Source organism: Larkinella arboricola (genome assembly GCF_003259745.1).
Classification (GTDB): Bacteria; Bacteroidota; Bacteroidia; order Cytophagales; family Spirosomataceae; genus Larkinella; species Larkinella arboricola.
On record NZ_QLMC01000003.1, the window covers coordinates 814952 to 841368 of the forward strand.

The window sequence follows — 26417 nt, forward strand, 5'->3', positions numbered from 1 at the left end:
CCTTGCTAAAATTTTTGTTAAAAATCCATTCGCAACGAATAGCCGCGTTTCATCGCGTGTTATTAAGATCAGGATTCCCGACATTTGTATTCCAATGCCTGCTTTGACAAAAATAACGAAAATGAACGCGCGACCGTGTTTTCTGTTCCGACAATGGGGCCTGTTTCTACTCATCACGCTGATGATGGCCTGCCAGAACCCGACCGTGGAAGCGCCCAAAAATCTAATTCCGGAAGACCAAATGGCCCGGATCCTGACCGAAATCCATCTGGCCGAAGCACGGGTGACGAAGCTGAACCGCATGGCACAGGACAGTAACACCCTGATTTACAAACACCTCGAAAAGAAGATTTTCCGGAAATTTCAGGTTGATACCGCTGCCTATTCGAAGAGTTATTCATATTATGCATCCAACCCCGAACAGTTTGCGGCTATTTATAAACAGGTGAAGGCAGAATTGGAAAAGCGCAAAAAACCAGCGGACAGCAGCCGTACCACCGACAGCGGACGGACAAACCGGCTCCCGGCCCGGCTTAAAAATCTGAAAAAATGATTGCAATTATTGGAGCAGGCATATCGGGTCTGACGCTGGCCCACGAACTCCAGAAAAATCACATCCCCTATCGTTTATTCGATCGCGGCAGCGAACCGGGCGGTGTCATGCGCTCCCGGCGCGAAGGCGAGTATCTGGTTGAAATCGGACCCAATACGCTCTTAGGCGATGCCGATCTGCTCAGTTGGCTCGATCAATTGGAGTTAACGCCTGAAATTCAATTTGCCAAACCCGTTAGCAAGGCCCGGTTTATTTACCGCGATGGTGCCTACCGGCAACTTCCGTCGGGGCCATTGTCGCTGATCTTTGGTCAGTTCTTCAGTTGGGAAACCAAAAAAGCCCTCTGGCGGGAGCGTTCCAACCGTACCGTTTCGCCCCCCGGTGAGACGCTGGGCGACTTCATTCGCCGACGGTTTTCGTCTGAGCTGGCCGACTATGTTCTGGCTCCGTTTGTGGCCGGAACCTACGCCGGAGACCCCGACCGGCTGCTGGTGTCGGAAACGTTTTCGATGTTGCTGGAATACGAAAAGAACTACGGTTCTGTCCTGAAAGGATTCATGAAAAATGCGGGTTCGGCAGGCCGTCGGCAGGCGTTTACCTTCCGCGATGGGCTGCAAACCCTGCCCAGAACGCTGGCGGCTCAGTTGGAAGCTCTTAACCTGAATGACCCGGTTACGCGGCTGACCAAAACCGAAACCGACTGGCGGCTGGAAGCGCAAAGCGGTTCATACTCAGCTGATACCGTCGTGCTGGCCTGCGAAGCCGAGGCCGCAGCCAACCTGCTCGACCCGACCCGGCCCGAGGTAGCGACGCTGCTCCGGCAAATCGATTATCCGCCTATGACCGCCGTTCATTCGGTCTACAAACGCGCCGAGGTGCAACACCCGCTCAACGGTTTTGGCGGTTTAAACCCGCGGGTCGAAGGCCGGTTTGCCGCCGGTCACATCTGGAATAGTTCGCTGTTCGACGGTCGTTGTCCGGCGGATGAGGTGCTGTTTACCAGCTTTGTGGGCGGCCGTCAAAACGCGGATCATGTTCAGCATCCGGATGATGTCATCCGCCAGCGGGTCCATCAGGAACTGGTGCAGGCGTTTGGCATTCAGGCCAGCGCCCCCCGGCGACAGTGGCTCAGCCGCTGGGAACGCGCCATTCCGCAATATGACGCCCGGATTGTGCCGGTTCAGGAGCATGTTCCAGGTCTTGAATCCGAAGGCTTGTATGTATGTGCCAACTGGTACCGTGGCCTGAGCCTTCCCGACTGCATCCGGAAAGCCAGAACGCTGGCCACCCAGTTGGCCAAATTGAAAATTGCTGAAAATTAACGAGTTTTAACAAATTTTAAGACCGAAATTGTATTAAAGCGACTTTTTTTTGGTTATTTTAATAACATTAGACCTTAACCCGGTTTTGCTTTGGAAGAATGTTTAGTGGTCATTCCGACCTATAATGAAATCGAAAACATCGAAGCGATCATCCGAAAGGTGCTGAGCTTACCCGTACCCTTTGACGTTCTGATCGTTGACGATGGTTCACCCGATGGCACAGCCCGCCGGGTGGTGGAATTGCAGCGCGAGTACGGCGCCAGTGATTTACCTCTGCGGCTTCATCTTCTGGAGCGTAGAGGCAAACTGGGGCTGGGAACGGCTTACCTAACCGGTTTTCGGTGGGCGCTGGAGCACGGTTTTCGGTACGTCTGCGAAATGGATGCCGATTTTTCGCACAATCCAGATGACCTGGTGCGGCTCTACAAAGCCTGCGCCAATGGGGGTAATGATGTAGCCATTGGCTCACGCTATATTACGGGTGTTAACGTGGTCAACTGGCCGATGGGCCGCGTGTTGATGTCGTATTTCGCCGGGATTTACGTTCGGTATATTACTAGTATGCCTGTCATGGACCCTACAGCGGGTTTTATCTGTTACAGCCGGGAAGTACTGGAAACAATCCTGCAAAATAATATTCGGTTTGTTGGTTACGCCTTCCAGATCGAAATGAAGTTTCTGGCCTGGAAGTACGGTTATCGAATCACCGAAGTACCGATTATTTTCACCGACCGCACCAAAGGGGTTTCCAAAATGTCGAGCGGTATCTTTAAAGAAGCCGTATTTGGCGTACTTCAGATGAAAATTGGCAGTTTTTTCCGGCATTATATTCCCCCTACAAAACAACCACCCAAGCCCATTCCGATTCAGATTGAATCCACAGAAGCGGTGTAGGAAGTCCTACACCGCTTTTTTGTTAAAAACGATATTGTATTATTAGACTGATCTGATCCGTTTGAAATGAGACGGTAGTAGGCTCTAAAACCGCCAGTAACAGCGCGTAACTACCGCTAGTTTTAACAAAAATTAGTTATTCAACCCGAAAATAAAATTGCACTATATAAAGAACTTTCAAATTTTTGAAAATTTCTCCTTTCTTGAGGATATGGTTTTGACAGCAATTATCTGGAGCAGATACCGCTCACAACAAAATAATATTTTGTTTAGATAAATACAATTTGAATTACTATCAACTATAACAATTGCACTGAAATACAGCGCCTTAAATACACAGAACCAAATATCATCTTTTAATAGTTACTTTGTTGAATAATAACGAATAAGATTTAGCACTGTAAACTGATAAAAAGATGAATACCACACTGAAAGCTTCGTTGATCGCCCTTGGAATGGGCTTTGTTATGCTTTGCGTTGTTGACGCTATTACTCCTCAATCCTTACTTGGTTCCTTGCTGGGCCAATCAGCACCTAAGGCCAACGTAACGGTTGTTGTAAACCGGGTGGATAACGAACCGGTCATGGTCAGGTTATCGAAGGCCAATGGTGAAGTAATTGCCAGCGAGAAACTGATTGACGGAAATACTATTCACTTTGGTCTGAAAGATGCTGCTAACGGTACATACCGGGTTGAAGTGTCCAACAGCACCACAAAAAAAGTAAAAGACGTAATCCTGTCTGCTCAGAAAGCGGCTTAATACTAAACGGACAAAAAATCCGTTTAGCTTAATGCTAAGTTCAACAGTTTTAATTACTTGTTGGACTTAGCATTTTTTATGGCTTCACATTTACGATACGTTTGGATTTGCTTACTGGTGGGTGCGGCCTTCGGTGCCCGCGCCCAAAAACCGCTTTATAACTCCATACAAAAAGCTACCCTTAGCCGGCTTAGCCAGGATTTGCAGCAGCAAAACCGCCCTTCTTACCGCCGGGCGGTCGACATTGCTCAAAAACGACTCATCCCACTGCGTCAGGAACGCTCCGACGGCACGGTCCTGATCCTGAAAAATAGTGACGAGCGCGGCAATTTGCTTTTTAACGCAACGAGCAGTGCAACCCGGGCTGGTCACACAACCCGTACCTCTTCCCTGTACGCCGATGGTGCGTTAGGACTGAATTTATCGGGAAACAGTGCTCCGGTGCGCAATAAACTAGGAATCTGGGATGGCGGCCGACCGCGTTTGAGCCACGTAGAACTGGCGGGGCGGGTTACGCAGGTTGACAACGTAACAGCTATTGCCAACCACCCGACACACGTTGCCGGAATTATGGTGGGCGCGGGCGTCAACGAAAGGGCGCGGGGAATGGCTTTCGGGGCCAATCTGAAAGCGTATGATTTTGAAAATGATGATGCCGAAGTCGCTGCGGCTGCTCCTGACCTCCTGGTTTCCAACCATTCCTATAACATCCAGGCAGGGTGGATCTTCAACCCCGACCGGGATAGTGATTTTAAATGGGAATGGTGGGGCGATACCACCATCAGCGCCACCGAAGACTATAAATTCGGAATTTATAACGCCGGTGCGCGTGATTGGGACCGGATTGCCGTAGCGGCTCCGTATTACCTGCACGTAAAGTCGGCGGGCAACACCCACGGCCAGGATGGCCCTGGTGCGAACGTTCCGTACTGGCTGGGTGCCAGCAATACCATGAGCCGGACTACCCGAGATGACCAGAACGGCTACGATCAGATTTCGACAGATAGCAATGCGAAGAATATTCTGTCGGTTGGAGCCGTTAGCAGCATTTCAATCGAATACGCGCAACCGTCGGATGTACGGCTGGCGAGTTTTAGTTCCTGGGGACCCACCGACGACGGCCGCATCAAACCGGATTTGGTCGGCGTTGGGGTCAGCATCTTATCGTCGGGGTCGGCCAGCGACAACGCTTATGCTACCCTCTCGGGTACGTCAATGGCGGCTCCCAATGTGTCTGGTTCGCTGCTGTTGTTGCAGGAATATTATGCTCAGCTATACAACGGCCAGTTTATGCGTTCCTCGATGTTGAAAGGACTGGTTTTGCATACGGCTGACGAAGCCGGTGACGCTCCCGGCCCCGATTACCGCTTTGGCTGGGGACTGCTGAACACGGAAAAGGCTGCCCGCGTGATTGGTAACACGGATAAAAGCCATCGACTGGAAGAACGCACGCTGAAGCAGGGTGAAAAACAAACCGTGCAGTTTGTCGCGTCCGGTCGGGGTCCGCTGGTGGTTACCATCTGCTGGACGGACCCGGAAGGAACGGCTTTATCTGCGACAGCCGCAAACCTGAACAACCGCACTCCCCGACTGGTGAATGATCTGGACATTCGGCTGACCGACGGCACCCAAACCCGGCCCCCCTGGGTACTTGACCCGAACCATCCCGCCAACCCGGCCACCACGGGCGACAACATCCGGGACAATATTGAGCAGATTCTGGTAGCCGACGCCGTTCCCGGCAAAACCTATACGCTGACCATTTCGCATAAAAAAACACTCAAAAACGGAAAGCAGGACTTTGCCCTCATCGTTAGCGGAACGGGCGGAAACCCGTATTGCCTGTCGGCGGCCACATCGGCGGGTGCGGCTAACATCGATCGTGTACGGTTCGGAAGCATTGATCAGGCCGGAAAAAATGGCTGCCAGACTTATACCGATTTTACCAACACCGTTACAACCGTGTCGGTAAACCAGAAAATACCGCTGGAAGTAACCATTGGTAGCTGTAGCGAGAAGCGTTCGACCATTACCAAAGCCTTTATCGACTGGAACCTCGACGGCGATTTTGACGACGCCAATGAACGGGTTGCTACGTCCGGTATACTGACCACACCGGCCACCTTTTCCACCACCGTTACGGTACCGGGCAACCTGACCGTTGGCCAATCTACACGACTGCGGATTGTGACGGTTGAAACGAAGGATGCAGAAGAGGTATCAGCTTGCGGGACGTATGCGCACGGCGAAACCCAGGAGTACCGTATCAGCTTCGAGCGACCGCATTCCGACGTGGGTATCAGTGCGCTGGTAACGCCCCATAACGGTTTTTGCAGCCAGTCGCAGCTTGAGGTAGCCGTGACAATTCGGAACTACGGTTCCGACGAGCAGCAGCATATTCCCGTTACCGTGCAGGTACTGGCTCCTTTCGGCGCAACGGTCGCCAGTCTGCGGGACACCCTTCACGCTCCGCTGGGGCCTTTCAAAGAAGCGCAGTTGCTGCTGCAAGGCCCGGTTAGTTTGAATGCCGCAACGGCCTACCGCTTCGTCATTCAGACCCAACTGCTAGCCGATCAGAATAAGGGCAACGATGAGTTCACCAGCATCCTGACCACCGCAGCCGCCCCCACCGATCAGGGAAACTTCTCGGTTTCGACCTGCGATAACAACACCGTCTCACTGCGGAATACCGGCAGCGGCACGGCTTTTTGGTACGATGCTCCAACGGGCGGCAAACTAATCGGAGCCGGAAACCAGACGACGGCGCTCAGCCGCCCCGCTAACGGTATTTATTACGCAGCCCTGAACCAGTTTACCGGCATTCTCGGCCCAACCACCAAACGGGCTTTTGGCGGTGGCACCTACTCGGGCAATTTCGGCCCTCAGCCTTTGATTTCAACGCAGGTACCCCTTGTGCTGGAAAGTGCCCGGCTTTACATCGGCAGCGCGGGCCGGGTCGTCTTTACCGTTCTAAAACCTGACGGTTCTACGGTTTCGAGCGTTGCGCTGGATGTAATCCCCACCCGCGACCCGACTACGCCCGTTGGAACGCCCCCGTCCGGACAGCAGTCCGATGATCCGAACGATCCGGGAGCCGAGTATATCCTGAATTTATCGATTCCCGAGCCGGGTACTTACCGAATCGCCATTGAATACGAAGACGGAGCCACCATTTTTCGGAGTAATGTCGGCGTTACGGGCTTTCCGTTTCAGATTCCCGGTGTTATCAGCCTGACAGGATCGCTATACAACGCCGATACGCTGACCAATGCCTATTATTATTTATATGATTTACGAGTAAAAGCCCTGGATTGCCCAGTAACGGAGCGGGTGGCCGTCACTGCCAAACCGGGCAGTGAAGCCGTCGCCGTGATTACGCCCGCCGGTACTACAGCCATTTGCCAGGGCAGTTCGGTTGTTCTGCGAGCGCCTGAAGTGGCCGGTTATGGGTATCAATGGTTTCGGAATGGGCAGGCGGTTTCGGAAGCAACCTCCTCCACACTGACGGTATCCACTGCGGGGTCGTACAACGTCCGGGTATCGGGCGAATGTCCACCCGTAACATCGGCGGCTGTGACTGTTACCGTCAAAGAACCGCAGGCACCGACCATTTCCCGCGACGGTTATACGCTTCACTCAAGCGCAGCCACCGGGAATCAGTGGTTATTGAACGGCAATGTGATTGCGGGCGCTACGCAGCAATCGTTTACGGCCCGGCAATCAGGACGGTATTCCGTGCGGGCCAACGTCAACGGTTGTGGTGAACTGGTTTCGGCGGAAATTCGGCTGGATGTCATTACGGCGATAAATTCGGCTGTTGCTCCGGCTCCCCGGCTCCAGATTTCGCCAAATCCGGCTTCGCGGCAAATCACCATCGAGTTCGTGCCCGAATCGGTGAAAAGCCGGACGTACCACAGTACGCTGGTGGATGCCCGTGGCCGGGTGTTGCGCTCAACGGTCCTGAACCGAACGGCCACCGATTACTCCGGTATTCTGGACGTTTCGACCTTGCCTGCCGGTTTGTTTTTTGTCCTGATTCAGGATGAGCAGGGCCAGACCGTTCGGCGCGGAAAACTGCTCAAACTTTGATGCTGGTCTAAGCCAGTACGGTAAATAAATAGTCTGCCGACACCATTCGTAAGACGCTGATAAGTAGATATATTCGTGAGAGCCGCAGGTTGGGTTTTAAACCATGATCCGCTTTTCTTCCATCTCTATATCTACGCTTATGAACAAGCACTTCTCACGTCGGAATTTTCTGAATGGCGGGCTTACGGCAGCCGCCAGCCTAACGTTCCCCACGCTGTTTCCGCAACCGGCCACGGCCCAGGACGTTGCGCCCGAAGAAAGTCTATTTGTTGTCGGTCCCCTGAAAGGGTACACACCGCAAATCGGAACGCTGGTGTCGATGCTGAATTACAACCGGGATACCATTATTCGTTCCGTCAAAAATATGACAATGGCCCAACTCGACTTTCTGTTCGACGCCAACGCCAATACCATCGGAGGTCTGCTTCTGCATCTGGCTGCCGTAGATAAGTTTTACCAGATCAATACGTTTGAAGGCCGACAGGATTTCAACGAAGAGGAAAAGAAGGAATGGGGGGCGGCTATGGAACTGGGCGACGCCGGACGGAAAGAAATCAAAGGTCGGGAAGTTTCGTATTATCTGAATAAACTGGCGGCTGTGCGGGAACAAACGCTGGCGGAGCTGAAAAAGAAGAACGATAAATGGTTACTAGCCGTTGATCCGGTCCGGACCAAGCAAATGAAGCAATCCATCAATACGTATTGGAAGTGGTTTCACGTTTGCGAACACGAATCCAACCACCGGGGCCAGATTTCATGGCTGAAAAGCCGTTTACCGGGCGCTAAGCCTGCAAAAGACTGAGCTTGTAGTGTCTTGTTGGTTAGAAGCCGTTCCATCGCTATATCCCTTCGCGTTTCTATCTCACCAAAACCTCCCCTTCTGACATCCCTACAATACGATGGAGGAGAAAGCCCGATTTGTCCGTTTTGCTCTGCTTGGTAGTAATTGAGTCAGTTCCTCGTAAGTGAGTTGATAGAAGGCTTCGTACAAGAACTCATGTGACGTTTAGGTTACCATAAAAATGCCCCCAAATACACCTAGGCACTTTTTCGCGATTTTTTTTAACTATTTCGCTTTGTTAACCGCATAATTTTTGTTTTTATTGGTGCAATAAATTAGCTTTCGACGTGAATGTGAGGGAGTTACACCAAAAAGAAATTATCAGACAACCCTATAAACCTTTACCACCGTGTACGAAGATATCGCCCAATGCCTTATGGATCACGCCCAGCGGCTTCCATTGAGCAATTGCAACGAAAAACAGCCGTACTCCCATCGCCACCTTGAGTGGATTGCTGTAACGGCGGGTGCTTTTTTCGACAAATATCCGAAGTTATTAACAGACGACGTGCTTGAGACATTGGCGATTGGAAAACTCTCCACAAAACTTGAGCAATTTGGGCATCTCAAAGAGTTTTATCCGTTAAATAAAGCACTGGAGGGCTACAGGGCGTATCTTTATCCTAAGCTAAAAAAACACCTTTTTGGGCCGCTTTACGTACACTAATAGGCTGGCCCCCCCTCAAATAACTACACAAGCTCCGTACAAGCCAGCGCCGGTTAACCACTAGAAAAGCCTTGATTACAAGACCCTCTTTATAAAACACCGATCCCCACTTAGTATTTATTAAGTGGGGATCGGTGTTAATGGGAGGTATGAATTATCCCTGGTTAACCGCATTAGGGTCCATATACATTATTTCCCACAAGTGGCCGTCCAGATCCTGAAAACCGTGACCATACATAAAGCCCTGATCCTGCTTCTCATTCGGGGTAGTTCCACCGGCCGCTACGGCTTTGCTGACCAGGGCATCAACCTCTTCGCGACTATCGGCCGAAAGACAAATAATGGCTTCGGTGGTCTGGGTCGCGTCAGCAATTTCTTTTTTGGTAAACGTTTTGAAAAACGGTTCTACCAGCAGCATGACGTAAATAGTATCACTGATTACCATGCAGGTGGCGTTCTCGTCCGTAAACTGCGGATTAAACGTGTAGCCGAGTTGAGTAAAAAACTCGATGGATTTGTTCAGGTCTTTAACGGGCAGGTTTACAAAGATTTGCGTTGCCATACGTATTTGTGTTTAGTTTACCTGACAAAGGTAAGCCGCCTTTTGGGGCAACTACGGGGGTAAATCCGCCAATTTAGGGGGTATTTACGACAAGTTGGTGGCTCCGGTCCTAAACACAAAAAATCAGCGATAAAGCGGTAACTTACCGACGAATACTAACCCTGCCCAGGCCCGAAAACCGGTCTGGCTAACCTGCCTTTTATGGACTTTTCTGCTCAATACTGGATCGACGCGTACCGGATGCAAGCCCACCCCGAGGGCGGTTATTTTGTTGAAACATACCGTGCCGCCGAAACCATACCGCAGCAGGCTTTACCGGCCCGGTTTTCTGGCGACCGAAATTTTAGCACCGGGATTTACTTTTTGCTGGAGACGCACCACTTCTCCGCCCTGCACCGCATCCAGGCCGACGAACTATGGCATTTTTACGCCGGTGGTCCGCTGAACGTCTATGTAATCCATCCGGCGGGCCAACTGGAAATAATTCGATTAGGCAACAATCCGGAGCAGGGCGAAGTGTTTCAGGCGGTAGTACCGGCCGGTTGCTGGTTCGGCTCGAAACCGGCCGACGGAACCGCCTATTCGCTGGTGGGATGCACGGTAGCACCGGGATTTGATTTTGCAGACTTTGAACTGGCCGACCGGACGGTTTTATCACAACAGTATCCGCAACACCGTGAAGTCATCGAACAGCTCACGCCCGGCGCCTGAGCGGTCTTACTGAAACTTCACATCGCCAAATTTCGAGATCACCCGTACTTTGGTAGCGGTTCCTTTACCGACTTTTCCGCTGTATTGTTTGGTCAGTTTCGGCCCCCGGTGATTGTCTTCGTCGGGCTGAGATTGCAGCATGATCCGGCCGTCGGACGGGTATTTAAAACCGCCGTAGCTGACCGTCACATCAAAATTATAGTCGTTGGCGCTGGCCATCGGCAAGACGACCGAGGAATAACTAGCCTGAATATTAATGTTGTCGCAGGATTTGTTTACCTGATCGATTCGGAAGCCGCCCGAAAAATCCACGATCAGATTGCATGACTCCCTTAGCGTTCCGATCTTGGCTCCTGAATAACCGATTTTACCATCCAATCGGCCCACCTCACCAATCCAGAGCCCGCCAAACTGGTTGTTCAGATTAATGTTATTCGCTTTTTCCAACTGCAACTTGGCGTACTGAATATTAAGCTTGCCGTTTTCCATCGCCTGAATGTCGGCCTTGCCAAACCGTACGTCTACATCCACATGGCTGCCGTTGAGTTCGGTGGTTGAAAAATTACCGTGCTGCTGGTTAATCGTCAACGGGGCGCTGAACGTCGGAATGTTGGTATTACCAAACGAATTCTTTACCACCAGCGCATTGGTTTTTGGCATCGAGACCTGATAATCAATCTGTACGCCGTTCCGCTCACCGTCTTTATTCCGGTTAATCGTCCAGGAGCCACCTGAGCCGCTCTTGTCAATGGTTGTTTTCAGACTAATCTGGTCACCGTTGCGCCGTTCAACAATTTCAACCGCGTCCAGAAACCGTTGCGCCCGGTCGTCGGAGCTGGCATTCGCTTTAATCACTATATCAACCCGAATTTCGTCACGGTTCCATAAATTAATATTGACGTTACCAAACTGGTTTTCAATCATCAACTGATCTTTGGCGGTTACGTCGTACACTTTAACGATCGTTTTCTTCCGCTCATTCAGGTTATCGGCCCGCACAAAACTGGCTGATAAAAGGCTAACGAACAGAAAACTAAACAGGATTTTTATTTGGTTCATGGTTTTGTTGCTTAATGCGTTGGATAATCATCAACTGCTGGTTGAGCAAGTCGATCTGGGTTCGCAGGTTCTCGACCATCGCCTGAATCATGATTTCCTGATTAGGCGTTTTGGGTAACTCCTGCTTTAATTTCTGGTAGGTTTTTTCCAGCCGGTCCAGATCAGCCGCAAACTGCTGGTACAAAGCCGGATCACTTTCCAGGATGGTTTTAAGTTCCGTCCGTTTGTCCTCAATCAGACGGGTATATTGGGTTACGGTTCGAGCGTACGTTGGACTTAAAGCCACTATTTCGGGCTGTTCGGTAACGCCATACCGCGCATTGAAATACCAGAAGCCGCCCAAACCGACCACCAGCGCAATCGACGCGGCAATCTGCCAGATCATACGGCGTCCCATCCAGGACGGGGTGTTCAGCCCCATCCATAGCGGGCGTTCTTTGTGTCCGAGCTCTTTCTCCAAATCTTTCCACAAGTCCGCCCGCGGCTCAAATACATCGAAATCTTCCCGGTTATCCCGGACAAATCGTTCTAATCTGTCTTTCATCATGTTGCAATATGTGAATGGGCGAATGGTGAATGAGCGAATAAGTGACTGACCGTACCGGATGCTTTTATTCTATCATTCTCCCATTCAATCATTCTGAATTTATTTTAACAACTCCAAAAGCCGCTTTTTCGCCCGCATGTATTGGGTTCTAGAAGTGGTTTCGCTGATGTTCAGCACGGCACCGATTTCCTCATGGTCGTAGCCTTCGAACAAATACAGCGATAACACCACACGATACCCTTCCGGCAGTTCCTGCATGGCCCGGCGCACCCGGTCTACTTCCAGTTGAACACCTTCTTCATCGAACGGTTCGGTATCAGCCACATCCAAACCGTCATCTTCACCCAGCCGCTGGCCGTCCAGATCAACCCACTGCCAACCGGCGCGGCTTTTTCGACTTCGCAGGTGATTGATCGACCGGTTAATCACAATCTGCTTGAGCCACGCCCCAAACGTTGATTGATTCCGGAACGAATGGAGGTTATTGAACGCGTCTAAAAAGGCCTCCTGCAACACATCCTCAGCCTCACCTACGTGATTCAGGATGCGCAGACAGACGTTAAACATGGCTTTCGAGTAGTGCTTGTACAGTTCGTACTGCGCACGTCTTTCACCTTGTTTACACCTTTCTACGAGTTCGACATGTCGGTCTATATACAACTTTGTTTCCAAGCAGACTGAGGAACGGATGCGGCTGATTTTCTTCTCAATGACACCGTGTGGTAGGCCAACGTTGCACCGAAGATTTATTTTTTTTCGGAAGGCCGTACTAAAACAGTAGTTGGGCCGTTGCCGGAAGTTTCATATGATATAAACGGCTCCATTTCGGGTGGTCAGAAACCATAAGCCGTCAAACTACAGTTGTGCCCACAATCTGTAATCTGACGGCCTTTTACAAAGAGGACATTCTCTGGTCGTTATCTAGACAAGCTCCAGGAGGACGTTTTCAATAATATCACAGGCTTCGTGCATTTGTTCTTCGGTAATGACCAGCGGTGGCGCAAACCGGATTTTGTCGCCGTGGGTCGGTTTACACAGCAATCCCTGGTCTTTGAGCCGCAGGCAGATTTCCCAGGCGGTTTTTTCGCCGTAAGCCGGGTGTTCGCCTACGACAATGGCGTTGAGCAGCCCTTTTCCGCGTACCAGTTTTACCATAGCGGTTTTCTGAATCAGGGCGTCCATCCGCTGGCGAAAAACCTGGCCCATCGCTTCGGCATTTTCGGCCAGTTTCTCCTCCTCAACCACGCGCAGGGCCGCCATCGTAACAGCACAGGCCAGCGGGTTGCCACCGTAGGTAGAACCGTGTTCGCCAGGGCGAATGGTCAGCATGACTTCGTCGCTGGCCAATACGGCAGAAACCGGCATGATACCGCCGGAAAGAGCTTTTCCGAGGACGAGCAAGTCGGGTTTCACCCCTTCATGATCACAGGCCAGCCGTTTGCCGGTGCGCCCGATTCCGGTCTGCACTTCGTCGGCAATGAACAGCACGTTGTATTTGGTACACAATTCCCGAACGCCTTTCAGATAACCTTCGTCCGGCACCACAACGCCCGCTTCGCCCTGAATCGGTTCAACCATAAAACCGGCGATGTTCGGCTCTTTCTGAAAAACGGCTTCCAGCGCCTTCAGATCGTTGTAGGGAACAAGCAGGTAACCCGGCAGCAGCGGGCCGTAGTCGTTGGTACTTTCCGGATCGGTTGACGACGAGATGGCCGCCAGCGTCCGGCCCCAGAAATTGCCGGTTGCATACACGGTTTTAGCCTGATTCTGCGGAATGCCTTTTACTTTATACGCCCATTTGCGGGTCAGTTTGAGGGCGGTTTCTCCGGCTTCAGCACCGGAATTCATCATCAGCACTTTATCATAGCCAAAGTACTCACAGAGGTATTTTTCGCACTGGCCGAGCTGGTCGGTATGAAAAGCCCGCGAGGTCAGCGTCAGGCGCTGGGCCTGTTCGATGAGTGCATGGATAATTTTCGGATGACAATGCCCCTGACTAACAGCACTGTAGGCCGACAGAAAATCATAATATTTTTTCCCTTCTACATCCCAGAGGAAAATCCCTTCTCCCCGGTTCAGCACCACCGGAACCGGTTTGTAGTTATGCGCACCGTATTGCCATTCCAGATCAATGGCCTGCTGAGTCGCCGTGACCGTTGGTAGAGTTTCCATCGTTATAAGGGAGGTGAGTGGGTAAATTGCGGGCTGCTGCGTAATTTTCGGCCTGAGCCTGCATGGAATTAAACTCAAAAATACAATTCCTTGCTCAGTCAGACAAACTATGCTGAATACCAATTCACCAAAGCCCCGCGTCGACGGTCTGGATGATGAAGATTATTACTTCAATGAACAGGGCTATCTGGTTTTCACAGCCGCTTATCACCTGAAACGGGGCTACTGTTGCAAAAACGGCTGTAAACACTGCCCCTGGAGGAGAATTAAGGGTCAAGAATGACGAAAAAAGCACGGCTTTATCGAATGCATCCACCAACGCTAAACGCTTAACTCTTAATTTTTAACTCCTTAGGGTTGTATGTTTGGCAATTATTTCCGAATTTTGCAGGCTCATTCAGAAAAAGGTATTGTCATGGCACGAGTTTGTCAAATTACAGGAAAACGGACGCGGGTTGGTAATAACGTATCACACGCTAACAATAGAACAAAGCGTAAGTTTTTCCCCAACCTGCAGAAGAAGCGTTTCTTCCTGGAGTCACAGGGTGCATGGGTTACACTGAAGGTTGCTACTTCAGCCATGCGGACGATTAACAAGAAAGGGTTGGAAGCGGTCTTGAAAGACGCCCACCAAAAAGGTACGCTGTCGGTTTAACCCGTCAACGGTATCCGAAGATTTATAGGTGTGGGCTCCGTCCGTCACCTCTATTGACTATTACGCACAACGTAGCCAATTACAAAAATGTAATTGGCTACGTTGTGCGTTTTTTATTGTCGTGCTAAATCATGCGCTTCAGGGCAAACTGTGCAAAAACAATCGAGCCGTTGCGTCGCACCAGAATATTAATTTCTTTGCCCTCTCCCTTTTGCAGCATCTTGTAAATGTCGCTCACATTCAGGTCACTGGCGGAGGTATTGTTGATATACAGAATTTCATCTCCGTCTTTCAAACCCGAACGGCCAGCGGGGGAGTCTTCAATTACTTTTTCGATGTAATAATTCCGAAAATTGGTACCCCGCGCTTTCAGTTCCAGGCCGCTCATATCGTGCTCGAACGACTGTTTCAGAATGCGTTTAACGGGTTTGAGCACCATGTATTTGTCATGGTAATTGAACGTTACCTTAAAACGACGCAGAATTTCACAGCCTAAATTCCCGTTTCGCTCGGCGGCATGTTCGGCAATCCTGAATCCAAAAGAAGTGCTGTCCGGAAACGAAGCAACGACGTTGGCCATTTCAAAACTACCCAGCCGAATTTTCTCGATCCGGCCCAGGCTACCGTTGATAACGCCACTCAGCCCCCGGCCCAACTGCGCCCGGATTACCTTGTCGGGCAACCGGATGTCATCGCCGTTGCTGCGGTTGATCAGCAATGCGTGGCCCGCACCGGTATCAATCACCACCCGAATGGGCAGCGTTTTGCCGCCTTCGAGCAGCGCCATCACATCCGTATACGGCTTTGTGTCCTGAATTGAAATAGGATAGCGCGAACCGTGTGACCGACGATACCGGTAATTTTTAGGGTTATTCAGCACTAGCTCACGGCGCTGGAAGTCAATGGTTACCACAAAATTGCTGAAGACATCATAGCCAAAAATGCCATGAACGGGAACGCCCACGTATTCGGATAGGCGCAGAATATCATCGTCCAGCACAACGATGTTTTGATGGGTTGCCTGCATCTGCCCCATGCGCAGTTCATTGTCAATCGCAACCGATGCCATCAGTTGCCCGCCTTCGCCCGCGCCGGATAACTTCACTTTCCGGGTAAAACGCAACGGTTGCCGCCGAACGGCCGTCGGATCGGTAATAATCACCGAGCTGACACCGGTATCCAGAATAAAGTGCAGTGTATCCGAGTTGTTGATCCGGACCGGGACAATGATCAGATTGGAGTGGAGCTGGAATGGAATCCGGGTCTGTTTGCGGTTATTAGCAATGAAATAACCGTATTTATCCGCGTTATTCTGCTCGTCGTCGCCCGCCTGGACACCCTGCCAGCAAAGCAACATTGCGAAGAATAGAACCACCGGTTTCATTGTACATGTGCCTTATAAGTACGTAGGGAAGTTACAACTTTTTTGCCTAATAACACAATTTTTGACGAAACGTTGCCTGGTAATCCGGATACTTTTTCTCCGAGTGGAAAATGCTACTGAAAAACCGCTAATTTCGCCCCGCGAGTGGTGAACCAGAAAGCCCGCAAGATGGTTTTTGGCGTTCAGCGCTTTTTGTATTCTATTCGTAATCAAGGTTTAAAACATAACTAGTTTACTAATGCGGAAAAAGATTGTTGCCGGGAACTGGAAAATGAACAAGACGCTCGACGAGGCTGTCGCACTGGTGTCGGAAGTGGTCAATATGATAAATGATGAGGTAACGAGTGATGTACAAGTGGTCCTGTGTCCGCCAGCCCTGTATCTGACGACGCTCAAGCCGTATCTGGAGGGGCAGTCTCGCATAGCGCTGGGCGCACAAAACTGCCACGAGAAGACTTCCGGAGCGTATACCGGTGAAATTTCAGCCCAGATGCTGAAGTCCATTAACGTATCCTACGTCATTCTGGGCCATAGCGAACGGCGGCAGTATTTTGGTGAAACCAACGCTCAACTGGCAGAAAAAGTAAACAGCGCCCTGGCGAACGGTTTAACGCCCATTTTCTGCTGCGGTGAATCATTGGAACAACGCGAAAGCGGAGTTCACCTGGATTTTGTCCGGACGCAGTTGACCGAAAGCCTGTTCCACCTGTCGCCGGAGCAATTTGCCAATATTGTCATCGCCTACGAACCCATTTGGGCCATCGGTACCGGCTTGACGGCTTCATCGGCACAGGCGCAGGAAATGCACGAAATGCTGCGGCAGCACATCGCCAGCCAATACGGTCAGGAAGTTGCCGACAACACGTCGATTCTGTACGGTGGTAGCGCCAACGAAAAAAATGCCGCCGAACTCTTCGCCCAACCGGACGTTGACGGCGGCCTCATCGGCGGTGCTTCCCTCAAATCCCGGGAATTCACCACGGTAGTAAAAGCCAATAAATAGAGTTAAAAATTAAGAGTTAAAAGTTAAAAATAAGGCTCCGCCAGAATTGAACGCGTCAGCCTGCTTTAACTTTTAACTCTTAATTTTTAACTTCTCTTCCGTAGTTTCCAGACGGAGAAGCCGATCCAGACGATGGAGCTGCGGTTGTCGCCTTTCTTGCTGAAAAGCCGCCCCATATCACTAAAGCCAAGGGTAAGCGGTCCCAGACGGCTCGACATCCCGACTGCAACCCGATTGGTACCAATAATGGAAATCGGCAAGCCAAACTCCACATCTTCATCTTCAAACCGGGGGGTAAAGATCAGCATATTCGGCATCCGCACCGAAGCACCGGACGTCAGGTTGTTCATCAGCAACCCGTTGACGTAGAAACCCCGGGCCAGCCGCATATCGGCTTCCAGATGGATCATCCGGGGAAGTGCTACCCGGCCCGGTTCGTAAGCCTGCGGGCTGCCGCTGGATTCTGCCGTTAGCAAATCCGTGGGGGCGTTGCCAAATTTCTCCAGATCTTCCTGGCCCTCGAATGTCAGTCGACCGCTGCCCGCGACGGTTTGCCCCACCGGATAATTAATACGTCCGCCATTCATCAATGCTGCCGAAAGCCGTAGCCAGTAGGCCGGGCGCGGGTCTTTCATGGGAGTTTCGGAATTGTAGCCCCGTCCGGTCGTGCGTTTGCCAATTTCGTAGGTAGCCCCGAAATCATAGCCCCAGCCGCTGCCGTAGGCGCTGGAGAAAACCGAGCCCAGACTAAAGTCTTTGCGGGGCGTGGTCTGACCCAAACTGTAATCCAGGTTGGTAATGTCCAGTGTTTTATCAACCTCTCCGTTATTCTGGATGATGGCGTAGTTGCCCCGTGCGTTCAGGTAACTCAACTGCGCGCCCACAATCCGGCGAACCGTCGCGCCGATTTTCAGCCGGTGCCATTTCCCGTCGAAAACCTGCAAACCGTACGTCAGGCCAACTTCGCCGTAGCTGTTGTGGCCCAAACCAACATCAAAGTCGCCGGATGACGGTTGTAGTTTCCGGTAAAAAAGCCGGTTGCGATACGCTTCGGTCAGGTTTTCCGGTAAAGCCGAGCCGTAGAGGAAACTCCGCATCCGTGTGTGCAGCGCCAGCGTCTGGTTGCCATCCACATTGAACAGCAAAGACGGCCCCAAAATCTCAGAATAGGAGGTTGTTCTGGGCGCATCGGTAATTGACCCCAGCGTTCGAAGCGGCAGGCTCAGCGATTGGCTATAGGGAAGCTGAATGGTTTGAAATAACCCTCTGGATATGTATTTGGTATATAAAGAATTGACGGAGGAAGTGCCGTTGACGGCAACAAGCTGAAATTTATACCGCGACCCGGCAACGGCAGAAGGGTTCTGGAGCATCCGGTAAATGCCGCCATAATTACTGCTCACCAGACCCGGCTGGTATTGCGCCAAAGCCGTTGAGCCAGACCCCACCAAAGCCGCCATGAGTAGACGGGAAACAAAGTTTTTCATAAACGCTTATCGTTGATTCATGGTATTCATGGAATGCAGGTTCCCGGCGGCATCCATCCGGAGTTGTTCGTCGGCCAGCATGTACCGGATTACCTCAGCCAGCCGGTCGGTATTCAGGTTAAGCTGGTCGGCCAGTTGCCGGGGGGCCAGGCCCTGCCCGCTCGTGGCGTCAAGTTGCTGAATGATGCGCTGGCGAAGCCGGTCAGTGTCTATTGAAGCCTGATGCTGGCTTAAACAATGGTCGCAGATACCGCAGGCATCGCCGGGTTCTTCGCCAAAATAAGCCTGTACCATCCGCGTGCGGCACTGCACCGGGTTCTGGACGTAATCGACCATCGCCCGCACTTTTGCCAGATTTCGCTGTTTGCTGCGCTCCAGCTCCATCACGTTGATGGGCAGATTGCGGGCGTCGAAGCGGGGGGTCAGAAAGGTCAATTGTGGTTTGTCTTTTTGTTTTTCGTAAATCAGGACCGACCGCTCGGCCAGTTGTTCCAGCAGAACGACAATCTCATTTTCCGGCATCCGGGCGGCTTTCGCCATCGCGCTTTCCGAAATACTGATAAAGTTGGTGAACAATTCTCCGCCGTACATCCGCAGCAACAATTTCAGAATCAAATCGTAATGCGGATTCATCACCTGAAACTCATACAGCGCCCGATTATCCACCGTCATCACCACCTTCGACGGGCTAAAATAGGCTTCGCTTAACTCAATGAACCCTTCCAGTTGCAATTGTTTCAGCGCATAATGCGTTTCCGTCACCGGCAACTGAAACGCCTGGCAAAAAGCCGTCAGGTCAAAATCAAAATCGGCAAACTCGCCCCCGCCGACCGCGATGTTGGCGTAATTAGCCAACGCCTGATAGACGCGTTTCAGCATGTCAATCGGCGGGTATTGCTGAATAATCCGCTGCTCAATATCAACCAAATCCTTCTGGTTATAAAGCAACACCGCATATGCCTTTTTCTCGTCGCGCCCGGCTCGCCCGGCTTCCTGATAGTAGGCTTCCAGGCTGTCGGGCACATCGAGGTGAACGACGGTCCGCACATCGGGTTTATCGATTCCCATGCCGAAGGCGTTGGTGGCTACAATCACCCGAATACGGTTATGAATCCAGGCATCCTGCTTGTCCGACCGCTGTTTGGCCGTCAGACCGGCGTGGTAATAATCGGCGCGAATCTGCTGGTGATGCAGCCATTCGGCGACCTCCTGCGTTTGCCGCCGACTCCGCACGTACACAATGGCCGAACCCGGCACGCCCTGCAACACTTTCAGCAAGCGGGCTTCCTTGTTCTCCTCGTAAAACGCCGAATACGACAAATTCTTGCGGGCGAACGTCTGCCGGAACACCTGCGGCTCCCGCATTTCCAGCTTTTCAACAATATCGCGCTGCACCTCGGGCGTGGCCGAAGCCGTCAGGGCCACAACGGCAACACCGGGCACAAGCTTCCGAAACTCAGCGATTTGCAGGTAAGGCGGACGGAAATCGTAGCCCCAGGCCGAGATACAGTGGGCTTCGTCGATGGCCAGCAAACTAACGTTCATTTGCTTGACCCGTTCGATCAGAATTTCGGTTTTAAGCCGTTCGGGCGATACGTAGAGAAAGCGGACGTTCCCGTAAATGCAGTTGTCGAGCGCCCGGTCGATTTCCCGCCAGTGCATACCGGAGTAAATCGCGACGGCCGCAATACCACGTCGACGCAACTGCTCGACCTGGTCTTTCATGAGGGCGATCAGGGGCGTAACAACAATACAAACCCCGCCGAGTGCCAGAACCGGAAGCTGAAAGCAAAGCGATTTGCCCCCGCCGGTTGGCAGCAATACGAGCGTATCCTGGCGAGTGAGCACGGAACCAATGATGTCCTCCTGCAACGGCCGGAACGACTCGTACCCCCAGAATTGTTTCAGAATTTGGTGGATGGTCATAACCGACGGTAAAGATAAACCAATCCAAAATTAGTTTATGCTAGTAAGCAAACTTTCGCCCGGACGGGCTAAATCGTTATTAAGGGCTCATTTTATCACGAATTAACCAGAAAGTATGATCACAAAAGTCATAAAGACCGACGAAGAATGGCGGCAGCAACTGACGCCGGAGCAATACCGTGTAACACGTCAGAAAGGCACCGAACGGGCTTTTACGGGCGAGTATTGCGAGAGCCACGACCCCGGCGTTTACCAGTGCGTCTGCTGCGGCACCGACCTGTTCGAATCCAAACAGAAGTTTGACTCCGGCACCGGCTGGCCCAGTTTCACCGAGCCCATTGAGCAGGAATTAATTCATCTCGAAAACGATTACAGCTACGGCATGTCCCGCGTTGAGGTGCTGTGTGCGGTCTGCGATGCGCACCTGGGCCACGTTTTCAACGACGGTCCTCCGCCGACGGGCCTGCGGTACTGTCTGAACTCGGTGGCACTGAAGCTGAAGCACGCTTAACTTCCGTTTTTGCCCGAAACATAAACCCGTTCGCATCTCCTGATTTGAACGGGTTTATGTTTCAATAACCGTAAAAAACCGTATTTTGGCGTATGCGATTCACTTTGTACGCCTTTTGCTTTTTCCTGCTCCTGACCAGTTGCGCCACCTACCGCCCCATCCAGCGCCAGCTTCGTCAGAACTCCCAACTAATCGATCATTTTACCGGCTTTGCGCTATACGACTGGGAAAAGCAGAAAATGGTCGTGCAACATAACGCCGATCAGTACTTTACACCCGCATCCAACACCAAGCTGTTCAGTTTTTACGCCGGGCTGGTCACATTGGGCGATTCCATTCCGGCTCTGCGGTACGTAACCCGCGCGGACTCGCTGATTTTCTGGGGTACCGGCGACCCGTTACTGCTGAACCTGAATCTGCCCGACACCACGGTTTTGCACTTCCTGCGCAACCGCCCCGAACGGCTGTTTTTTTCACCGGCCAATTACAGCGGCCCCCGGTTCGGGCCCGGCTGGGCGTGGGATGATTACAACGATGATTATTCGGCCGAATTGGCTCCTTTACCGTTATACGGCAATTTTGTTCGTTTCAGTTCGCCCGATCGGGTGGCGCGTCTGGTGGTGGAGCCCCGGTTTTTCCAGGATAGCGTGACGGCGGTTTCGTTGCGACGGCATTCGCGGAGCGTTCAGCGCAACGAGATAGACAACCAGTTCGACCGGCCCGAGGTGGTGCGCCCGTTTAAGCAGGATGTTCCGTTTCGGTGGTCTCCGCAACTGGCCGCCCGTTTGCTGACCGACACCCTCCATCGCGAGGTTTCCGTGGCACCTATCCCATTTGACCGCTCGGCCAAAACGCTCTACAGCCAGCCCGCCGACTCGCTTTACAAACGGATGTTGCAGGTTAGTGATAACACGCTGGCCGAACACCTGATGCTGCTGTGCGCGTCGGTGCAGGATACGCTGAACAGTTCAGTGGGGATTCAAACCGTTCTGCAAAAACACCTGGCGGATTTGCCGGACAAGCCCCAGTGGGTCGACGGTTCGGGACTGTCGCGGTATAACCTGTTTACTCCGCGCTCCATGGTCAGTCTGCTCCAGAAAATCCATAAAATCATTCCGCAGGAACGGCTTTTTAATCTGCTGGCAGTTGGCGGTTCGGCGGGCACCATTCAGCGGCTGTACAAAACCGACCGACCGTTTGTGTTTGCCAAATCCGGCTCCATGACCGGCGTTTATAATCTGAGCGGCTATCTGATCACAAAGAAAGGCAAGCTCCTGTTGTTCAGCATGATGAATAACAATTTTGCCGGATCGGTAGCGGACATGCGCAGTCGAACGGCGGCTTTTCTGACCGGGATTTATGAACGTTACTAAAACCAGTCGCTCGAAAACCGTGTTTTTGCTCAAAAAATGGAGTTTTCGGGATTGATAACCGGTCCGTGAAAAGCTACTTTTGTAGTTCATTTGTTACCTACCGTACCCAAAAGTACCCATGCAGGAGGAGTTGAATCTGGATCAATTGCGCCAGAAAATTTTACGCGTATCGGGCACCGAGCTGATCAAACTACAGTCGTTTCTGGAATGTGAAATTCAGCGACGCAAGCAGATTCTGGGTGAAATTCCTGCCATAACGCTGGATCAAATACCGTTACGGGTACAAACCCGCACAACCTTCTACTCGGTGGTTCGGCGTCGGAAAATCTGCGATCTGGCCGAAGTGGGGCAGCTAACCCTGAGCGAGACGCTGGCCCTCCTGAAACCGGCGGACCTGCAAAGTCTGAAAAGTTTAAATCAACGGTCTTACAACGAATTAATTACAGAGCTGGGCAAGCTAAACATTCCTCACGATTACATTTCGCTTTGGGACCAGAAAATGATTCATCCCAAATCGATTACCGGTGCGCACAGCATCAGTTCGTCCGACTCCGTCAACAATTGACACCCTAAATCCGCCTACTCAATGAGTTCAGGAAGCAGGGCACGGTTTTACCGATTCAACCGCTTCACCAGCAAAAACAGCGGATAACTCAGGATGATAAACCCAACGGCATAGGCACTGCTGGATGGGTCGCTGTAGATAACACCGGCCAGAAAAGCCAGCGAAATAATCATCATTAGCCAGGTCGTTAGCGGGTAGCCCCAGGCCAGAAACGGGCGTGGTAGCTCGGGCGCAATCTGCCGCAAACGGATCAGGGAAGCAAAAGCAGCCGCGTAACAGAGAACAAAAAAGAAAGAGGCCACATCCGACAGTTTGCTGTACGTGCCGGTCAGAATCATCAGGATGGACATTCCGGCGGTCAGAAACATGGCGGGGCCGGGCGTACCTCCGGAATTGACCCGGGTAAAATACCGTGCAAACAACCCGTCGCGGCTGATGGCAAACAACACCCGTGGGTTAAACATGATTTGGGCGTTGATAATCCCCATAATCGAAATCATCAGCAATAATGTCACAACTTTGGCGCTGGCCGGGCCGAACAGCACCTGAATGGCGTCGGCCGCCGGAAGTTTGGATTGCGCCAGTCGTTCGATGGGCAGGACGTAAAACAGGGCCAGATTGACCAGCAGGTAAATGCTGACGATCAGTAAAACGCCGATCATCATGGAACGCGGCAGGTTTTTGTTGGGGTTAACGTCTTCCTCCGTAAAATAAGCCGCCGTGTGCCAGCCGTCGTAGGTGTAAAAAACCGACTGCAAAGCCGCCAGAATTCCGACGAACAGCGAGCCTTCGATGGGCAGCGTATTTTCCGCCGAAAACTGCAACGGCTCGTCGGGCGTATAGAAAAAACAGACGGCCACAAAGGCCAGCAACCCAACGGCTTTGATAAAACTCATGACTTCCTGCGCCCGACTGGCCAGCCGGACGCCAAACCAGTGGAAAACCGTGAAAGCCGCCAGAATACCAATCGCCATCAGTTTGATGTATGCCGACCAGTCGGGCTGCAAAAGAGCAATATACTCCCCCATCACAGCAGCACCGAACGCCATCGCCGAGATGCTGCCGAGCCAACTGCTGATGCCGATTACAAAACCAAAGTAGTCGCCAAACGCCCGGTGCGCAAACACGTACCAACCGCCCGCTTTCGGAATCAGGGTTCCTAATTCAATGACCTGCAATGAGCCAACCAGAGCATAGATTCCCACCAGTGCCCAGACCAGCAGCGCAAGCGAGGGCTGCCCCAGTTCCTGCGCGATGGTACCCGGCCGACGGAGAATACCGGTGCCGATGGTTCCGCCGATGGTGACGGCAACGCCGAAGCCCACGCCCAGAAGGCGAAGAAGCTGGGAAGAACGGTTGTTTTCAGTGGGTGTCATTCCACAATAATAGGCTTTTTCGCCAAAAACCGTCTATTTTTACAACCTGATTTGGCAGAAATGATGACGAATCCGTTTTGGCTGGTATTTTTCGGCGGTGGGCTGGGCAGTGTGGCCCGCTACAGCGTCAGTCGGTATATCCAGCCGTTACTGAAAACGACTTATCCGGCCTCTACGCTAATTGTGAATGTGGTAGCCAGTTTGGTTCTGGGCTTTCTGGTCGGGTGGCTCTCGGCGCGGGCGAATGGGCGCGAAATGTACCGGCTGCTGATCGGTGTTGGGTTTTGTGGCGGCTTCAGTACCTTTTCGACGTTTAGCACGGACACCTTACTGCTGATGCAAACCGGGCGCTGGCTGGCCGCAGCGTCCAATGTGGCGCTGAACGTTGTGCTGTGTCTGCTGGCGTCGCTGGCGGGTTTGTATCTGGGGCGGCCGTGACTATCGAATCGAAATAAGTGAATTTACAGGAAACCGATCACCGGAATGTTGAAAACTACTACGGCCTTTCTGATCTTTGCGTTTAAATTATTGCTGATGACCACTGCCTACAGCCAGGATTTATCCTTCTCCAAGCAACTTTTCGACACGTACGACACCTACCGCGAAAGCGCCCTGACGCACCGCCGTTTCAAGCAAATTGACATTCTGCCACTGATCGACCAGCTAAAAACTGACAGCCGGTTTGAAGTCACCACCGTGGGTGAATCCGTCGAAAAACGGCCCATTCAGATGATTAAGGTCGGTAGCGGTCCGCGCAAAGTGTTGCTGTGGTCGCAGATGCACGGCGACGAACCCTCGGCCACGATGGCACTTTTCGACATTTTCAACCTGCTCCGCACCGACGGCCCGTTTGAGGATTTCAAGAAGCAGTTACTGGCCGAAACCACGTTGTATTTTGTGCCGATGCTGAACCCCGACGGGGCCGAACGGTATCAGCGCCGGAATGCGCTGGACATCGACCTGAACCGCGATGCCCTCCGGCTTCAATCGCCTGAATCCCGCATTCTGAAAGGGTTGCAGCAATCGCTCAAGCCGGATTTTGGCTTTAACCTCCACGACCAGGGTACGCGCTACAGCGCCGGCCCCACGCCCAAGCAGGCCACGATTTCGTTTCTGGCGACGGCCTACGACGAAGCCCGGAACATTAATCCGGTGCGCGAACGGTCCATGCAGTTGATTGTGGGCATGAACCGGGTATTGCAGCAATACATTCCGGGCGGAGTGGGGCGGTTTTCCGACGAGTTTGAACCCCGGGCATTCGGCGACAACATCCAGAAGTGGGGCACCACGCTGATTCTGATCGAATCGGGGGGTTATCCCAACGATCCCGAAAAACAGTTTATCCGAAAACTGAATTATGTCGCCATTCTGTCGGGCCTTCAAGCCATTGCGACCGATGCGTACAAGACCGAATCCCGGTCGGAGTACAACACGATTCCCGAAAACGAACGGTATTTGTTTGATGTGCTGATTCGGAACGCGCAGATCATGCGTGGAGGCAAACCCATTACGGTAGACCTCGGTATTAATCGGTACGAAGTCAATGTCGGCAACGCGGCCACATTTGGTTATCGCAGTGTAATCGACGATTTCGGTGACTTATCCACATTTTTTGGCATCGAAGAAATCGACGCGACGGGCCTGACGCTGGCCCCCGGCAAGATTCACCCGCAACCCCTCCGCTCGCTGGCGGATTTAAAGAAATACAAACTGGATTCGCTGGTGCAGCAGGGCGTAACGACGTTCCGGCTGGCTACGCCGTCGCGGGCCACTACGCACCTGTCACCGATTCACCTGCTCCAGCCCACGACCACGGCGGTGCGGCCCGTGCAAACCGGCCGGATTCCCACCTTCGTGCTGCGCCGGGGCAATCAGCTACGCTACGTATTCGTGAACGGTTTTTGGTATGATGTAAACACCGGCGAAAATAAGCTGGCCACGGGTGTGATCGAATGAGTT

25 protein-coding genes are annotated in these 26417 nt (G+C 52.1%); 16 read left to right on the forward strand and 9 right to left on the reverse strand.

The features are described 5' to 3' along the window. Positions 1-121 precede the first annotated feature (121 nt). The 7 genes from LX87_RS14810 (at position 122) to LX87_RS14840 (ending at position 9127) form a co-directional block, all read left to right on the forward strand. The gene (locus tag LX87_RS14810) at positions 122-553 is read left to right on the forward strand and encodes a DUF4296 domain-containing protein (protein ID WP_229310665.1); all 432 of its coding nucleotides are present in this window, start codon (positions 122-124) and stop codon (positions 551-553) included. Then, positions 550-1875, forward strand: coding sequence for a protoporphyrinogen oxidase (hemG, locus tag LX87_RS14815; protein ID WP_111629001.1), 1326 nt, complete (start codon positions 550-552; stop codon positions 1873-1875). Before LX87_RS14810 ends, hemG begins: the two co-directional genes overlap by 4 nt. Positions 1876-1965: 90 nt before the next feature. Then, positions 1966-2769: a polyprenol monophosphomannose synthase gene (locus LX87_RS14820; RefSeq protein ID WP_111629002.1), complete on the forward strand. Its 804-nt coding sequence runs from the start codon at positions 1966-1968 to the stop codon at positions 2767-2769. 416 nt (positions 2770-3185) lie between these two features. Next, complete coding sequence (locus tag LX87_RS14825; RefSeq protein WP_111629003.1) at positions 3186-3530, forward strand: T9SS type A sorting domain-containing protein; 345 nt, start codon at positions 3186-3188, stop codon at positions 3528-3530. 78 nt (positions 3531-3608) lie between these two features. Then, a complete protein-coding gene (locus tag LX87_RS14830; protein WP_111629004.1) occupies positions 3609-7619 on the forward strand; it encodes a S8 family serine peptidase in 4011 nt (1336 codons plus the stop codon). 139 nt (positions 7620-7758) lie between these two features. Then, positions 7759-8421, forward strand: a complete 663-nt coding sequence (locus LX87_RS14835) for a DinB family protein (protein ID WP_111629005.1) — start codon at positions 7759-7761, stop codon at positions 8419-8421. A 388-nt stretch (positions 8422-8809) separates the two neighbouring features. Continuing rightward, positions 8810-9127: a hypothetical protein gene (locus LX87_RS14840; RefSeq protein WP_111629006.1), complete on the forward strand. Its 318-nt coding sequence runs from the start codon at positions 8810-8812 to the stop codon at positions 9125-9127. A gap of 154 nt (positions 9128-9281) precedes the next feature. Here LX87_RS14840 and LX87_RS14845 read toward each other — a convergent pair whose 3' ends face one another. After that, positions 9282-9689: a VOC family protein gene (locus tag LX87_RS14845; protein WP_111629007.1), complete on the reverse strand. Its 408-nt coding sequence runs from the start codon at positions 9687-9689 to the stop codon at positions 9282-9284. A gap of 201 nt (positions 9690-9890) precedes the next feature. Here LX87_RS14845 and LX87_RS14850 point away from each other — a divergent pair, with 201 nt between their 5' ends. After that, entirely contained in the window at positions 9891-10400 is a 510-nt protein-coding gene (locus LX87_RS14850) for a cupin domain-containing protein (protein WP_111629008.1), read from the forward strand. 6 nt (positions 10401-10406) lie between these two features. Here LX87_RS14850 and LX87_RS14855 read toward each other — a convergent pair whose 3' ends face one another. The 4 genes from LX87_RS14855 to rocD form a co-directional block, all read right to left on the reverse strand. After that, a complete protein-coding gene (locus LX87_RS14855; protein WP_229310666.1) occupies positions 10407-11459 on the reverse strand; it encodes a hypothetical protein in 1053 nt (350 codons plus the stop codon). Then, positions 11434-12006, reverse strand: coding sequence for a FlxA-like family protein (locus tag LX87_RS14860; RefSeq protein ID WP_111629009.1), 573 nt, complete (start codon positions 12004-12006; stop codon positions 11434-11436). The genes LX87_RS14855 and LX87_RS14860 overlap by 26 nt, the downstream gene beginning before the upstream one ends. 99 nt (positions 12007-12105) lie before the next feature. Then, a complete protein-coding gene (locus LX87_RS14865; protein ID WP_111629010.1) occupies positions 12106-12678 on the reverse strand; it encodes an RNA polymerase sigma factor in 573 nt (190 codons plus the stop codon). 249 nt (positions 12679-12927) lie between these two features. Further along, complete coding sequence (gene rocD / locus LX87_RS14870) at positions 12928-14178, reverse strand: ornithine--oxo-acid transaminase (RefSeq protein WP_111629011.1); 1251 nt, start codon at positions 14176-14178, stop codon at positions 12928-12930. A 109-nt stretch (positions 14179-14287) separates the two neighbouring features. Here rocD and LX87_RS28810 point away from each other — a divergent pair, with 109 nt between their 5' ends. Together LX87_RS28810 and rpmB are read left to right on the forward strand one after the other, a co-directional pair. Next, a complete protein-coding gene (locus LX87_RS28810) occupies positions 14288-14461 on the forward strand; it encodes a C1orf53 family protein (protein ID WP_170139367.1) in 174 nt (57 codons plus the stop codon). Positions 14462-14593: 132 nt separating this feature from the next. Then, the gene (gene rpmB, locus LX87_RS14875) at positions 14594-14833 is read left to right on the forward strand and encodes a 50S ribosomal protein L28 (protein WP_111629217.1); all 240 of its coding nucleotides are present in this window, start codon (positions 14594-14596) and stop codon (positions 14831-14833) included. 124 nt (positions 14834-14957) lie between these two features. Here the strand turns inward: rpmB and LX87_RS14880 are convergent, their stop codons facing one another. Next, positions 14958-16217: a retroviral-like aspartic protease family protein gene (locus LX87_RS14880; protein ID WP_111629012.1), complete on the reverse strand. Its 1260-nt coding sequence runs from the start codon at positions 16215-16217 to the stop codon at positions 14958-14960. Between the two features lie 238 nt (positions 16218-16455). Here LX87_RS14880 and tpiA point away from each other — a divergent pair, with 238 nt between their 5' ends. Next, positions 16456-17220, forward strand: a complete 765-nt coding sequence (gene tpiA / locus LX87_RS14885) for a triose-phosphate isomerase (protein ID WP_111629013.1) — start codon at positions 16456-16458, stop codon at positions 17218-17220. An 86-nt stretch (positions 17221-17306) separates the two neighbouring features. On the opposite strand, the gene LX87_RS14890 is transcribed toward tpiA, so the two are convergent. Together LX87_RS14890 and LX87_RS14895 are read right to left on the reverse strand one after the other, a co-directional pair. Then, positions 17307-18707 (reverse strand): DUF5723 family protein, encoded by a 1401-nt coding sequence (locus LX87_RS14890; RefSeq protein WP_111629014.1) that lies wholly within the window; start codon positions 18705-18707, stop codon positions 17307-17309. 6 nt (positions 18708-18713) lie between these two features. Then, positions 18714-20633, reverse strand: a complete 1920-nt coding sequence (locus LX87_RS14895) for a RecQ family ATP-dependent DNA helicase (protein WP_111629015.1) — start codon at positions 20631-20633, stop codon at positions 18714-18716. Between the two features lie 115 nt (positions 20634-20748). Here LX87_RS14895 and msrB point away from each other — a divergent pair, with 115 nt between their 5' ends. The 3 genes from msrB to LX87_RS14910 all read left to right on the forward strand — a co-directional run bounded on the left by msrB (position 20749) and on the right by LX87_RS14910 (position 23082). Continuing rightward, entirely contained in the window at positions 20749-21144 is a 396-nt protein-coding gene (gene msrB / locus LX87_RS14900; protein ID WP_111629016.1) for a peptide-methionine (R)-S-oxide reductase MsrB, read from the forward strand. 92 nt (positions 21145-21236) lie between these two features. Continuing rightward, positions 21237-22517 carry a D-alanyl-D-alanine carboxypeptidase/D-alanyl-D-alanine-endopeptidase gene (locus LX87_RS14905; protein ID WP_111629017.1) on the forward strand — a complete coding sequence of 427 codons (1281 nt, stop codon included), beginning with the start codon at positions 21237-21239 and terminating at the stop codon, positions 22515-22517. A gap of 118 nt (positions 22518-22635) precedes the next feature. Next, complete coding sequence (locus LX87_RS14910) at positions 22636-23082, forward strand: hypothetical protein (protein WP_111629018.1); 447 nt, start codon at positions 22636-22638, stop codon at positions 23080-23082. Positions 23083-23129: 47 nt separating this feature from the next. On the opposite strand, the gene LX87_RS14915 is transcribed toward LX87_RS14910, so the two are convergent. Beyond that, on the reverse strand, positions 23130-24458 hold the full coding sequence (locus tag LX87_RS14915) for an APC family permease (protein WP_111629019.1): 1329 nt from the start codon (positions 24456-24458) through the stop codon (positions 23130-23132). Positions 24459-24518: 60 nt separating this feature from the next. Here LX87_RS14915 and crcB point away from each other — a divergent pair, with 60 nt between their 5' ends. Both crcB and LX87_RS14925 read left to right on the forward strand, forming a co-directional pair. Next, entirely contained in the window at positions 24519-24896 is a 378-nt protein-coding gene (gene crcB / locus LX87_RS14920; protein ID WP_229310667.1) for a fluoride efflux transporter CrcB, read from the forward strand. A 45-nt stretch (positions 24897-24941) separates the two neighbouring features. Continuing rightward, positions 24942-26414 carry a M14 family metallopeptidase gene (locus LX87_RS14925; protein WP_229310668.1) on the forward strand — a complete coding sequence of 491 codons (1473 nt, stop codon included), beginning with the start codon at positions 24942-24944 and terminating at the stop codon, positions 26412-26414. The last annotated feature ends 3 nt before the right edge of the window (positions 26415-26417 follow it).

Excerpts from the sequence above, each read along its gene's own strand:
- LX87_RS14810 (WP_229310665.1), top strand. The coding sequence starts at position 122 with ATGAACGCGCGACCGTGTTTTCTGTTCCGACAATGGGGCCTGTTTCTA.
- hemG (WP_111629001.1), top strand. The coding sequence starts at position 550 with ATGATTGCAATTATTGGAGCAGGCATATCGGGTCTGACGCTGGCCCAC.
- LX87_RS14825 (WP_111629003.1), top strand. The coding sequence starts at position 3,186 with ATGAATACCACACTGAAAGCTTCGTTGATCGCCCTTGGAATGGGCTTT.
- LX87_RS14830 (WP_111629004.1), top strand. The coding sequence starts at position 3,609 with ATGGCTTCACATTTACGATACGTTTGGATTTGCTTACTGGTGGGTGCG.
- LX87_RS14835 (WP_111629005.1), top strand. The coding sequence starts at position 7,759 with ATGAACAAGCACTTCTCACGTCGGAATTTTCTGAATGGCGGGCTTACG.
- LX87_RS14845 (WP_111629007.1), bottom strand. The coding sequence starts at position 9,689 with ATGGCAACGCAAATCTTTGTAAACCTGCCCGTTAAAGACCTGAACAAA.
- LX87_RS14850 (WP_111629008.1), top strand. The coding sequence starts at position 9,891 with ATGGACTTTTCTGCTCAATACTGGATCGACGCGTACCGGATGCAAGCC.
- LX87_RS14855 (WP_229310666.1), bottom strand. The coding sequence starts at position 11,459 with ATGAACCAAATAAAAATCCTGTTTAGTTTTCTGTTCGTTAGCCTTTTA.
- LX87_RS14860 (WP_111629009.1), bottom strand. The coding sequence starts at position 12,006 with ATGATGAAAGACAGATTAGAACGATTTGTCCGGGATAACCGGGAAGAT.
- rocD (WP_111629011.1), bottom strand. The coding sequence starts at position 14,178 with ATGGAAACTCTACCAACGGTCACGGCGACTCAGCAGGCCATTGATCTG.
- LX87_RS28810 (WP_170139367.1), top strand. The coding sequence starts at position 14,288 with ATGCTGAATACCAATTCACCAAAGCCCCGCGTCGACGGTCTGGATGAT.
- rpmB (WP_111629217.1), top strand. The coding sequence starts at position 14,594 with ATGGCACGAGTTTGTCAAATTACAGGAAAACGGACGCGGGTTGGTAAT.
- LX87_RS14880 (WP_111629012.1), bottom strand. The coding sequence starts at position 16,217 with ATGAAACCGGTGGTTCTATTCTTCGCAATGTTGCTTTGCTGGCAGGGT.
- tpiA (WP_111629013.1), top strand. The coding sequence starts at position 16,456 with ATGCGGAAAAAGATTGTTGCCGGGAACTGGAAAATGAACAAGACGCTC.
- LX87_RS14890 (WP_111629014.1), bottom strand. The coding sequence starts at position 18,707 with ATGAAAAACTTTGTTTCCCGTCTACTCATGGCGGCTTTGGTGGGGTCT.
- LX87_RS14895 (WP_111629015.1), bottom strand. The coding sequence starts at position 20,633 with ATGACCATCCACCAAATTCTGAAACAATTCTGGGGGTACGAGTCGTTC.
- msrB (WP_111629016.1), top strand. The coding sequence starts at position 20,749 with ATGATCACAAAAGTCATAAAGACCGACGAAGAATGGCGGCAGCAACTG.
- LX87_RS14905 (WP_111629017.1), top strand. The coding sequence starts at position 21,237 with ATGCGATTCACTTTGTACGCCTTTTGCTTTTTCCTGCTCCTGACCAGT.
- LX87_RS14910 (WP_111629018.1), top strand. The coding sequence starts at position 22,636 with ATGCAGGAGGAGTTGAATCTGGATCAATTGCGCCAGAAAATTTTACGC.
- LX87_RS14915 (WP_111629019.1), bottom strand. The coding sequence starts at position 24,458 with ATGACACCCACTGAAAACAACCGTTCTTCCCAGCTTCTTCGCCTTCTG.
- crcB (WP_229310667.1), top strand. The coding sequence starts at position 24,519 with ATGATGACGAATCCGTTTTGGCTGGTATTTTTCGGCGGTGGGCTGGGC.
- LX87_RS14925 (WP_229310668.1), top strand. The coding sequence starts at position 24,942 with ATGTTGAAAACTACTACGGCCTTTCTGATCTTTGCGTTTAAATTATTG.